The organism is Collinsella aerofaciens, assembly GCF_039752985.1.
Classification (GTDB): Bacteria; Actinomycetota; Coriobacteriia; order Coriobacteriales; family Coriobacteriaceae; genus Collinsella; species Collinsella aerofaciens_BT.
Genome location: NZ_JBDMHA010000038.1, coordinates 9,664 through 21,742, shown reverse-complemented (window position 1 = coordinate 21,742; position 12,079 = coordinate 9,664). Strand labels below are relative to the sequence as shown.

The 12,079-nt window shown below is 61.8% G+C and carries 8 protein-coding genes and 1 tRNA gene; 1 reads left to right on the top strand and 8 read right to left on the bottom strand.

Annotated elements, in window-relative coordinates:
* From ABHR76_RS06385 to ABHR76_RS06365, 5 genes are all read right to left on the bottom strand, one after another.
* On the bottom strand, nt 1–551 hold a 551-nt coding region (locus ABHR76_RS06385; RefSeq protein ID WP_346977098.1), incomplete at its 3' end, for an NADH-quinone oxidoreductase subunit B family protein.
* Nucleotides 552–563: 12 nt separating this feature from the next.
* Nucleotides 564–3,446 carry a proton-conducting transporter transmembrane domain-containing protein gene (locus tag ABHR76_RS06380; protein WP_346977097.1) on the bottom strand — a complete coding sequence of 961 codons (2,883 nt, stop codon included), beginning with the start codon at nt 3,444–3,446 and terminating at the stop codon, nt 564–566.
* A gap of 180 nt (nt 3,447–3,626) precedes the next feature.
* The gene (locus ABHR76_RS06375; protein ID WP_346977096.1) at nt 3,627–4,022 is read right to left on the bottom strand and encodes a helix-turn-helix domain-containing protein; all 396 of its coding nucleotides are present in this window, start codon (nt 4,020–4,022) and stop codon (nt 3,627–3,629) included.
* Between the two features lie 449 nt (nt 4,023–4,471).
* Nucleotides 4,472–6,502 (bottom strand): bilirubin reductase, long form, encoded by a 2,031-nt coding sequence (gene bilR / locus ABHR76_RS06370; protein ID WP_346977095.1) that lies wholly within the window; start codon nt 6,500–6,502, stop codon nt 4,472–4,474.
* Nucleotides 6,503–6,954: 452 nt separating this feature from the next.
* Nucleotides 6,955–7,031: transfer RNA gene (locus ABHR76_RS06365), tRNA-Met, on the bottom strand.
* 196 nt (nt 7,032–7,227) lie between these two features.
* On the opposite strand from ABHR76_RS06365, the gene ABHR76_RS06360 reads away from it, so the two are divergent.
* Nucleotides 7,228–8,001 carry a type III pantothenate kinase gene (locus ABHR76_RS06360; protein WP_346977094.1) on the top strand — a complete coding sequence of 258 codons (774 nt, stop codon included), beginning with the start codon at nt 7,228–7,230 and terminating at the stop codon, nt 7,999–8,001.
* Between the two features lie 101 nt (nt 8,002–8,102).
* Here the strand turns inward: ABHR76_RS06360 and ABHR76_RS06355 are convergent, their stop codons facing one another.
* From ABHR76_RS06355 to folP, 3 genes are all read right to left on the bottom strand, one after another.
* Nucleotides 8,103–9,299, bottom strand: coding sequence for an ATP-binding protein (locus ABHR76_RS06355; RefSeq protein WP_346977093.1), 1,197 nt, complete (start codon nt 9,297–9,299; stop codon nt 8,103–8,105).
* Nucleotides 9,300–9,551: 252 nt separating this feature from the next.
* On the bottom strand, nt 9,552–10,253 hold the full coding sequence (locus tag ABHR76_RS06350; RefSeq protein WP_346977092.1) for a hypothetical protein: 702 nt from the start codon (nt 10,251–10,253) through the stop codon (nt 9,552–9,554).
* A complete protein-coding gene (gene folP / locus ABHR76_RS06345; RefSeq protein ID WP_346977091.1) occupies nt 10,254–11,996 on the bottom strand; it encodes a dihydropteroate synthase in 1,743 nt (580 codons plus the stop codon). It lies immediately after the preceding gene.
* Between the last annotated feature and the right edge of the window lie 83 nt (nt 11,997–12,079).

The window sequence follows — 12,079 nt, the reverse complement described above, 5'->3', positions numbered from 1 at the left end:
ACGGGCGCGGCGGGCTTCCCGGCAGGCGCGTCGCCGGCCCCCGCAGCCACAAACCCGTCCTCGCCCAGCTCAACGCCACCGTCCCAGGTTGCGGCACCGCCCACGGTGAGCGGGTCGCCGCCGGCGCGCATCACGGCCTCCTTCTGGTCCAGGATGCCGCACGCCTCCACGATGGCATCGATCACCGTCTCGGGACGAATGGCGCACCCGGGCGCGTACACGTCCACGGGAATCGCGCGGTCCACGCCGCCGATCACGTTATAGGCATCGCGGAACACGCCGCCCGAGCACGCGCAAATGCCGCACGCCACCACGCACTTGGGCTCGAGCATCTGGTTGTAGATCTGACGCACGACGGGCAGGTTCTGCGCGTTGACCGACCCCGTCACCAAAAAGATATCCGCATGCTTGGGGTTGCCGGTGTTGACTACGCCAAACCGCTCCGCATCGAACAGCGGCGTGAGCGAGGCCAGCACCTCGATATCGCATCCGTTGCAGCTCGAGCCGTCGTAATGAATAACCCACGGCGAGCGCGACATTTTATGATCCATGGATGCCGCCTCCTAAATAAATACGTCGACGAGGATGGGCATAAGGTTGAGCAGGCCAAACACCAGCGCCACGCCCCAGCCGAGCTTAAAGCAGCTGCGCCAGGTGCTACGGGCAAAGGTGTTGTCGATCAGCACCTCGACAAAATACGTCGCGGCCATCACGACCAGGGCTACGACCCAGCTCACCGGGTTGTCCCAGACAAAGAACATGCCCACCCACATCAAAAACAGCACGGTCTCGCACCAGTGCATAAGGGTCATCTTGGCCAGCGTGCCGCCGCTCATCTCGGTGGCGACGCCCTGGACGATCTCCTGATGCGCGTGATGCGAGTACGAAAGATCGAACGGCGACTTGCGCAGCTTGATGGTAAGCACCGCGAGCAGCGCGAGGAAAATGGGCGCGCTGTACACGATGATGGGGGCCGACTGCCCCGTCACGGCGATGGAATCGAAGCTGTCGGTGGCAAGATACAGGCCCACACTCATCAGCAAAACAGCGGGCTCGTAACTCATGACCTGCAGCAACTCACGGTCGGCGCCGACCTGGGCAAACGGGCTTTGCGTCGAGGCAGATGCCAACACCACAAAGATCGCGGCGAGCGTCACCATAAAGGCGCACAGCAGCGTGTTGGAGCCCGACACAAAGATGCCGCCGCCCACGACGGTGAAGATGAGCGCGCACGCCATGTAGGTATCGTCCATGGTGTTTACGCTGGCGGGGGCCTTGCGCAGGAGCTTGGCAACGTCATAGAAGGGCTGCAGTAAGCGCGGGCCCACGCGGCCCTGCATGCGGGCGGACAGCTTGCGGTCGATGCCGTCAATCAAACCGCCCACAAGCGGCGCAATCAAGGCAAACGCCACGGTGCCAATAAAAATGCCCACGACACCCGAACCTTCAAAATACTTGCCGCGCAGCACCGAGGGCGCACTCATGGCAAGCCGCTCGGGCCCAATCCACGCGCAACACAGCAGCGCAAACAAGATAATGCTGCAGCACACGACGCTTCCCGCGGGGCCAATACGCTTCTCGCCAAGGGCGTCCTCCGAGTACCAATTGCGCTTTTCGGCCTTCACCTCGTGTCCCATCGAGCCGCGGAAATGGCGGTAATTGTCGGTTCCCACGCCCGAAAGGTACACGTTGACGTGCGGTTTGTTGCTCACGCGGAATGAAGTCAGCAGCACCACGGCGATAAACGCCACGATAACCACCATCAGATACATGGCGTCCTTGCCAATAACGTACGGCACGCGGCCAAACACCATGGCCAAGTAAGGCGACACCAGGCCGCTCGAGATAACCGGGAACGCCACGCAGCACAGAATCAGCAGCGCGGCGATGGTGTTGAGCGCCATCCATTCGGTCTTATGGACATTGACCTCAACGTTTTGAGCCGTGGGGTCGACGCCCGAAAGCTTGGCAAGCCACTTGCCCCAGAAGAAGAACGTCGCAGCCGAGCCAAAGGCCAGCACCATGATCATGAGCACGTTGCCGGTCTGCGCAAACGCCACCAGGGCGCCCCACTTGGACACGAGCATGCCAAACGGCGCCACGAACATGCCCATGATGCCCAGCATCATCAGGCGCGTCAGGTGCGGCATGCGGCTGAACATACCGTCCATGTCCTCGATATTGCGGCTGCCGATATGATGCTCGGCGGTGCCCACGCACAGGAACAGCAGCGACTTTGCCACCGTGTGGAACAGGATCAGGAAGATGGCCGCCCATACGGCCTCGGGCGCGCCGACACCCAGGCAGGCACTGATGAGGCCCAAGTTGGAAATGGTGGAGTACGCGAGCACGCGTTTGGCGTTGCTCTGCGAGATGGCCATGAGGGCAGCGAGCAAAAACGTGATGGCGCCCACACTCGTGACCATAAAGCCGGTCACGGGATAGATGGCATAGAGCGGGCTCAGCTTGACCATTAGGAACACGCCGGCCTTGACCATGGTTGACGAGTGCAGCAGGGCGCTCGTGGGCGTGGGGGCAACCATGGCGCCGAGCAGCCAAGTGTGGAACGGCATCTGCGCGGCCTTGGTGAGTGCGGCGAGCGACAGCAGGATGACCGGCATCACCAGCAGCGCGGACTGCGCGGTTCCGGCGCCGGAAAGCTCGATCATGCCCGAGATGGTCAGCGGCATGCCATTAACGTGCAGGTACATGAGTCCGGCCAAAAACGCGATGCCGCCCAGCATGTTGAGGATGATCTGGGTGAAGGCGTTCTTGATGGCCTCGGGTGTGCGCGTGTAGCCAATCATGAGGAACGAGCACACGGTGGTGATTTCCCAGCCGCAGAACAGCCACTCAAGGTTGTCGCTCGTCACGATGACGAACATGGCCGAGAGGAACAGGAACATAAGCGCCAGGAACTGCGGGCGACGGTCGGGCGCGGTCTGCCCGCGCAGTGCGGCCTCGTGCTCGTCGTGGGCCTGGAAGTCCTTCATATAACCCAAGGCATACACGCAGATGAGGCTGCCAACAATGCCGACGGCGAGGACCATGATCACGCTCATGTAGTCCAGGTAGAGCGGCGTCGCCGTGACGGCTTCGACCGCGGGCAGCGTCATGGCTGCAAAGGCGAACGAGCCCACCAGCTGGACTATGCCGAGCACCGTGGCGAGCGCGTTCCTATATTTGTACGCGTTGTACAGGATTACGGCGCACAGGATGACGTCGATGACGGAGCTGATGATCGAGAGCACATGCGAGGTGCCGGAGGCAACCTCAAAGCTCTGCGGACCCATGCCAAAAAACATGACGGCGACTACAACTGTCACCGCCATAATAATGCCGGAGCCTATGAGCCCCACCGCATCGCGGGCGCGGTCACCGCGCGCGAGTAGCATGCCCAGCGCCGGTACCAGCGGAAACAGGGTAAGGAAATACAGTAGCGTCATACCATCACTCCCCCGTGCAAAAACGCTGCAATTGTTTAACGTTATAGCTCAATTGAGGAGTAGCGGCGGCAGGTTTTCGGTCAACTGGGGAGTTTTAGGCGTGCGGGGTAAGGGCACGTCCGCTTTGGAGCAGAGAGGCGGCAAGAAAAATGCGCCCCTGTGGGCGCACCATCCCGTTTGCTATTCCGCCTTTTTAACGCGCGGCTTGCGACCTCGCGGCTTATCGACCAGTGCGGACTCACCGCTCTCGCGATACTGGCGGCACCAGGCCTTAACCGAAGACTCGCTTGGAATCTTGTGTTTGATCATGGCCTCGCGAACCGTTAAGCCGTTTTCCAAGCGGTCCTTGACCACGGCGAGCTTAACTTCGTACGAATAGGCGTGATGATGCGAACCGGCGTTGAGAACGGCGTCGGCACCGCCCACGGCATACGCGCGGGCCCACTGACGAGCCGTGGCCTGGGGAATGCCAAGCTCCGCGGCGAGGGCGCGATGACCGACCCCCTCTTGGAGGGCCTCGACGGCGCGCTGCCTAACCTCGGGCGCATGCGTGCGAGTCCTAGTTGCTTCCGACATACCTGCCACTTCTTAGCCTTAACCGTTAATCTGCTTTCTTACGTGCAAGTTAGATAGTAGCATTTTACCGTTTGCTCAAAGCAGTTAATTAAAATAGACGCGGCGTTATCTGGGCATTTGGCACCAAATTACGACATTTCTTTATCGATTATTTACGCTGGTAGCTGACTCGCAGCTAATCGTCATTCGCTTGTCAACAAAATTGGCATCTCTTTATGTCCTTTGGTATAGAGGATATAGTTATTAACCCCTCCCCCAATATTTTTGAGTGATCTGCAAGGCAGTAGACGTCCTCACTCCTCATGATTACCGCGCATTGCCATTCATCGGAGCAAAACAAAAAGGGCGGGACCTGCTGCGCTTGCAGGCCCCGCACCGGTTGACACCCGACGGGGCACAGCCGGGCGAAACGAATCCGTGCTACCGCCCCGCCTGGCCGCGATGTTCAACTACAGCTCGTTGGCCGCGTGATATGCCGTGCGAATGGCGCTCGCAATGTCGGCGGTACGCTCGCCCGAGCAGTCGCCCACGCAGGTCACGGGCACCGTCACGCCGTCCAGGTCAAACGCGTTGGCCTTGGAACCCACGGCCATCACCACGTAATCGCAGGCGATCTTCACCGGCTCCTCAGCGCCGTCCTCGGTGGTGCGAACGGCCTCCACGCCCTCGTCAGTAATGGCGGTCAGGCGGGTCTTCACGTGCTGCTCCACGTTGTGCTCGGCAAAGTCGCTCATAATCAGCGGCAGAATGGTCTCAGACTCGCCCGCGGCAATCTTGTCGAGCATCTCCACGATCGCCACCTCGCAGCCGTGCTGCAGCAGATACTCGGCAGTCTCGGTGCCCACCAGGCCACCGCCAATGACGGCGACGCGGCCGCTGAGCTCCACCTTGCCGGCCAGCACGTCCCAGCTCGAGACGACCTTGTCCGAGTCGGCGCCCGGAACGGGGATGACCACGTCGTGCGCGCCCACGGCCACAATCGCGGCGTCGGCGGCGTTGAGGTCCTCAGCGGTAGCGGCATGGCTGAGCTCAACCTTCACGCCCAGGCCAGGCAGAATCTTCTCGTAGTACTCGACCGAGCGCATGATCTCGTCCTTGCGCGGAGGCGCAGCCGCCAGCACAATCTGGCCGCCCAGGTGATCGCTCGCCTCGTAGATGGTCACGTCGTAGCCGCGCTTGGCCGCCACGCGTGCGGCCTCCAGGCCGGCGATGCCGCCGCCCACCACGGCGATCTTCTTGTCGCCCTCGCCCGGCTTAATGGCGATGGTCGCCTCGTCGCCGTTCTCCGCGTTGAGCACGCACGAAATGTACTTGCGGTTTTGAATCGCGTCGACACAGCCCTTGTTGCAGTTGAGGCACTCGCGGATGGGCTCACCCGTGGCGGCCTTCAGCGCAATGTCGGGGTCGCACATGAGCGAGCGGCCGTAGGCGATGATGTCGGCCGCGCCGTCTTCCAGAATCTTCTCGCCGGCCTCGACCGAGACAACACGGCCGACGGTTGCCACCGGCACGGAGACCAGGGCCTTGACGCGCTCGGCCACGGGCAGCGTCCAGTTGTAGGGCATGGCGCCCATGGGCGGAATGGTGTCGCCCATGTTGCCGGTGTGGTTGGCCTGCGCGACCTGGATCATGTCGATGCCCGCGCCCTCGAGCAGCTTGGCAAACTCGCAGGCCTCGTCGGGCTGCAGGCCGCCCTTACCGCGCGGCGTGCCGTCGGGGTTCTCCATGATCACGGGAAGCTTGTACTCCACCATCAGCTGCGGCGCGGCTTCCTTAATGGCAGCGACGACCTCCAGCGCGTAGCGGACGCGGCTCTCGAACGAACCGCCGTACTCGTCGGTGCGCTGGTTGAGGATGGCCGAGCACAGCGAACCCACCAAGCGGTCGCCGTGGACCTCGATGGCGTCGATGCCGGCCTGCTGCGCGCGAGCGGCCGAGGCAGCGATGGCCTCCTTGATCTGGGTGAGCTGCTCCACGCTCGCCTCGTTCACAAAGTGCTGCATGTCGTGATGCAGCTTGGCGTAGGCCTGGTTGCGGATCTCGTTGGACTCGACCATCTTGGCGGCAAAGGTCTCCTCGTCGCCGGCGGCCTTGGCCTCCTGCGCGGCCTTGGCGGCGGCCATGGATCCCATGACCATGCGGCCGACACCGGGCACGTCGTACTCGGGGTGGAACAGCTGCAGCGCGACCTTGGCGCCGTGCTTGTGGACGGCATCGGCCAGGGCCTTAAACGTGGGGATCTGGGCGTCGGTCGCCAGCTTGGGCGTGGGGCTTGCGGTCATGACGGGAGCAACGTCGCCGATGACGATGTAGCTCACGCCGCCACGGGCCAAGCGCTCGTAAAAAGCCAGGCTGCGCTCGCCAATGGAACCATCGCGCTCCTCGTAGCCGGTGGTCAGCGGCGGGAACATAATGCGGTTTTTGAGCTCAAGGGGGCCAACCGTAATGGGCTGAAGCAGCTTGGATGCAGGTGCGGTCATGGACATTCCTCTCTTGTAGGCGCGGCGGCGATGATGCCGCGTAGTTGTCTAGAGGATATGGCATGGAGGCACGGCGGCACAACGGAAATCGGCGGACAGCAGGTAGCGGCAGGTGGATGGGGATGGGCGGGGCGGCCCGTCGGTTTATCTCAATCTGTAACAGTTACGCGACAAAACCGGGTCTTACTGTTACAGATCGAGACAAACCAAACCCGCCTGCTAGAAAATCTAAATCTGTAACAGTTACTCGGCAAAATCCGTCCCTCGTGTTACAGATTTAGACAAACACGACCCAACCCACCGGTATATCTCGATCTGTAACACCAAGCCGCCCAAATCGGGTCTAGATGTTACAGATCGAGATTTTGTTTGAGAGGCCGAGAATTGGACCGAAAACACAGTCCCGGAATAACAAAAAAGCTCGCCGGCTAGGCCGACGAGCTGCAAGTTCTTGGTCGCGGGGGCAGGATTTGAACCTACGACCTCCGGGTTATGAGCCCGGCGAGCTACCAGACTGCTCCACCCCGCAATGTCTGGGCGCCACATGTGCGCAAGAAAGAATATTACGCGGGAGTTCGGTAAACGGCAAGGAAAATCTCGTAGAGCATAATTCCTTCATATTTAAACCCCTCAGCCCCTATCACCGTAAACGAATCGCAGCCGAGCGCCGTCGACGGCACGTATACAATGGTGCGCGTCCTTTTATGCCGACACCGGGAGTAGACATGCTGCTCGCTATCGATATGGGAAACACGCAGACGGCCATGGGCCTGTTTGACGGAGACGAGCTGGTGCAGTCGTGGCGCATGCCCACCGACCGCTCCTATACCGCCGACGAGATCCATGTGCGCCTGATGGGTTTCTTTAAGATGTACGGCCTTTCGCTCGATGCGGTCGACGCGATCGCCTTTGCGGGCGTGGTGCCGCAGCTCTCGCGCGAGTGGCACGCCGTGGCCGACCGCATTGCCGCGGACGCCATCGTCATCGGGCCGCAGACGGCCGCCGTAACCAAGCTGCGGGCGGCGCGCCCCCAGGCCGTTGGTGCCGACCGCATCGCCAACGCCGTCGCTGCCGAGACCTTCTACGGCGCGCCGGCGATCGTGGTGGACTTTGGCACCGCGACCAATATCGACGTCATCGACGAGGACGGCTATTACATTGGCGGAGCGATTGCGCCGGGTATCCGCATTTCCATGGACGCGCTCGCCGCCCGAGCCGCCAAGCTCGCCAGCGTTCCGCTCGAGGCGCCCGAGCACGCCATCGGCCGCGATACCGAGGAGTGCATCAAGGTCGGCGCCGTAACGGGCGCCGCCGCCATGGCCGAGGGCCTGGTCGCGCGCATGAAGCGCGAGCTGGGACGCGAGGACGTCACTGTTATCGCCACGGGCGGCCTCGCCAGCATCGTCGCCGATTCGACCGACGCCTTCGACGTGGTCGATGGACAGCTCACCATCAAAGGCATCTGCGAAATCTACCGCCGCATGCAGGAGCTGGGGTAGGACAGGGGCCTAAGCACGAGCGCGAGGGGCGAACTAGGCAACGCATCGGTCCTATTCCTCAAAAACGAATATTTTTCAGTTTTGAGGAATAGGACTTTCTGCTAGGCCTCGTCGCACAGCCACCTCGCCAGGTCCACGATCTGCACCCCATTGCGGTCCGTGGCCTCGTGATGCGTGCGGGCGAGAATCATCTTGGGGTACGCGTCGCCAATGCTCAGCAGTGGTGAAATCTCGCGTTCAAATGTCCTATCCGAGCTGATGTCGTCGCTCACCTGAATGTAGAGCTTCTCGCTTCGCTTGATTGCTACAAAGTCTATTTCCTTTTTATAGAGTACGCCGACGTATACCTCATATCCGCGGCGCAGCAGCTCGATGGCCACCATGTTCTCGTACACGCGACCCCAGTCCATATCGCGTGTACCGAGCAGCGCGTATTTGAACGCATGGTCTGCCAGGTAATACTTCTCGCCGCTCTTAAGGTATTTCTTGCCGCGGATGTCATATCGACGAACTTTATAGAAGGCAAACGCATCGCACAGGTACCCCATGTACGCGCCGACCGTCTTGTTCGTTATCTTTAGCCCATCCGCATTCAAAACATCCGTAATGTTGCGTGCCGACGTAATGTTGGAAACGTTGTCCATCATGTAATCGGCAATGCGCAGCAGCGCCGATTCGTTTCTCACGTTATGCCGTTGCACGATATCCCTCACAATGAGCGTCTTAAAGACGTTGGAGAGATATTGATAGCGCTGCTCCTGCAGTGGATAAGGGTAAGAGCCGGACATACCGCCGGTTCTCGCGTACTCATCGAAGTCGCGGTCGACCTCGCCCTCGTCGCCATAGAGACGATACTCCTCAAACGAGAATGGGAAAACCTCGATCTCGAACGTGCGCCCCGTAAAGAGCGTCGACAGATCGCTCGACAGCAAAAAGGCATTCGATCCGGTGATGAAGATGTCGTACTGCTCGGATGCGTGAAGGCTGTTAATCGCGCGTTCAAAACCGTCGCACATCTGAACTTCATCGATAAACAGAAAGTTTTGCTTGCCGGCCACTCGATGCTCTTTTACATAGGCGAGCAACGCGTGATACTCGAGCAGGTTCTCGAACTCATCGAGGTTGTAGTTGATATGGATGACATTCGAATTGGACAGATTTGCCTCCACGTAATCGCGGAGGGCCTCGAGCAATTTTGATTTACCGCTACGCCGGATGCCCGTGATGACCTTGATGTCCGGCACGCCAATAAGGCTCGTCAACGTGTCCATATATGACGTTCTATTGATGAGTTTCATTGGGGCCTCCTCGCGGTCTTTTATCGCTATTCCTCAAAAACGAAAATTTTTCAGTTTTGAGGAATAGGCTCTGTAACGAATATACCTCGCTAAAGGCCGAGCTGGCTTAATTCTATTCCTCAAAATCGAAAGATTTTCAGTTTTGAGGAATAGGGCGCTGGCAACCCATTCCCCAGATAGGCGAAACCCTCCCCGGCACAGGCCGAGGAGGGTCTTGTTGTCATGTCTATCTTTGGGCGCGAACGCCCCGCGCTACAGCCCGCGAATGCGCACGGCCTCGGGCGGAAACTCCTGCTCGCCGGCATCGGTCTTAATGGTCGCGCGGCCCCAGATGTCCAGGCCTGCAAACACACCGACCGCAAGCGGCAGGCCGTTGGGCGACACCGCCGCAACTTGGCGGCCCAGCAGCGGCACCATGTCGAAGTACTCGCCCAGCACGGGAGCCAGCGGCCCTGCGGCGCCTTGCGGCGTGTTGGCAACAACCGCCCAAGCGTCCACGCGGGTCAGCACGGCGGCGGCCAGCGTCTCGACCAGCGCTTCGTCAGCCACGTCCACACCAAGCTCGCCCAGCGCCGAACGCTCAATATCCACCGTCACGGCACCGAACATGCCCGCAGCAGCGGCACCGCCGTTCACGGCAACACGCGCGAGCGACGTCTCAAACGCAGGCGCACCGCACACGATATCGCTCGGCCACTGGATACCCACCTTACCGGCAAGGCCCAACCCCGGCGTCGAAGCCGTGCCCACGAGCGCGTCCATCATGCCCATCGCAGCCACAAACGGCAGGCCGTGGAAGGCATGCATGTTCACGTCCGGGCGCACGATCAGCGAAAACGTCAGCGAAGCATCGCCCGCGCTCCAAGCGCACCAGCCCGCGGACGCACCCTCGCGGCCCGCGTCGCGCGCGGCGTCAAGCTCGGTACCGGCGGCAACAGCATTCATCTCGATCATCTACATACGCCCCAATTCGCCCACGATATGGCCCACGCGGTCCTCGGGCTCCTTGACCTCGACGCCGTTGTAGCGGAAGAACCGCGCCGGGTCGTGCATCAAGTCCTCGAGCGGCACCAGCACAAAATCGCGCTCGCCGATCAGCGGATGCGGCAGGCGCAGCTTTTTGCCGCCGTGGGTCTCGCCGTCCATCCACAGCAGGTCCAGATCGATGGTGCGCGGGCCGTTGGCCTTGGCCTTTTTGGAGCGGTCGCGCCCCAACTCGGCCTCGATCTTCATGAGCTCGTCGAGCAGCACCAACGGCGCCAGCTCGGTCTTGATCTCGATGACGGCGTTGGCAAACGCGTCCTGGCGCGTCTCGTAGGCCGGCTCGCTCTCGTAAATCTTGGAGGAGTTAGACACGCAGGTAAGTGGAATCTCGGCGATCATCTCACGTGCGGCGCGGATGTTGTCGCAGCGATGCCCCAGGTTGGAGCCCACGGCCACAAACGCGCGGCGCGGCTGCGGCTTGGCAACCGCCCAGTAGCCGTTCAGGAACTGCGCAAAACCCGCGGCGTCGTGCACGCGCACGATGTTGGCACCGGCCTGGATGGCGCCCAGGCACACGCCAAACGTGGCGGCATCGCGCGCGGCGGCCTCGGTCACGCCCGAGATAGCGCCCACAAAGCGCTTGCGCGACACGGCGCACATGAGCGGATAGCCCAGTGACGCCATCTTGGCAGTCTCGCGCTGGATGACGATATCCTCGTTAGCCGACTTACCAAAGCCCGGGCCAGGATCGATGCAGATGCGGTCGCGCGACACGCCGGCATGGATGAGTGTGCGGGCCTGGTCGGACAGAAAGCCCATAACGCGGCGCATGATGGGCGCCGAATCGGGCAGGGTGAAGCGGCGGAGCTGCGAGGTGGGCACGTAGGCTTCCTCGCGGCGGGCGCTGCGGCGCATCATGGCTGCCAGGTGGTCATTGGACTCCGATGCGACCTCGGTGGCTGCGGGCGCGGCCTCGGGCGCGGGCGCGACGGTCTCGGCGGCAGCAGCCTGCTCGGCGGCCGGCGTCTCCTGCTCGCTTGCAGGCTCGGACGTGGGCTCCGGCTCGCCAAACGGCAGTGAGGGCTGTACCACACCGCCCGGAAGCTTGGCCTCAACCTTGGGCTCGCCCAGCAACTTGCCGCGACGGCGACGGGCCGGCTTCTCGGCCTCGCGCGCGGCCTCGGCAGCCGCTTCGCGTGCCTTCTCGGCAACAAACGCCGCAGCCGAGGTATCGAGCTGCACCGTTGCGTGCGTGCGGGCGGGCGCGGCGACCTCGCCGGCATGCATCACGATGACGCCGCAGGTACTCGTCTTAACAAACTCGACCATCTTGGGATCGGTGAAGCCCGTCACGTCGTTGACGATCGAGGCGCCGCAGCGCACGGCCGCCTTGGCAACCGCCACATGACGCGTGTCGATCGAGACGATGGCGCCCTCCTTGGCCAGCGCGCGCACCACGGGCAGCACGCGGCGAGCTTCCTCGTCGGGGTTGACCGGGGTAAAACCAGGGCGCGTGGACTCACCGCCCACGTCGATGATGTCGGCGCCGGCATCGAGCATCGCCAGGCCGTACTCGATGGCGGCATCGGGGTCGAAGTGCTCCCCGCCGTCGCTAAACGAATCGGGCGTCACGTTGAGGACGCCCATGATGCGCGGACGGTCAAAGCTGAGCTCGTACTTTCCGCACCGCCATGTCTTGCTGTCGTTCGCCATGAACATCCTCCTAAAATGCCCACGCCGCCGAGCTTGGGGAGCTGGCGGCGGGGTCGCTTTGCACTCAGTCTTTCTATTGTATC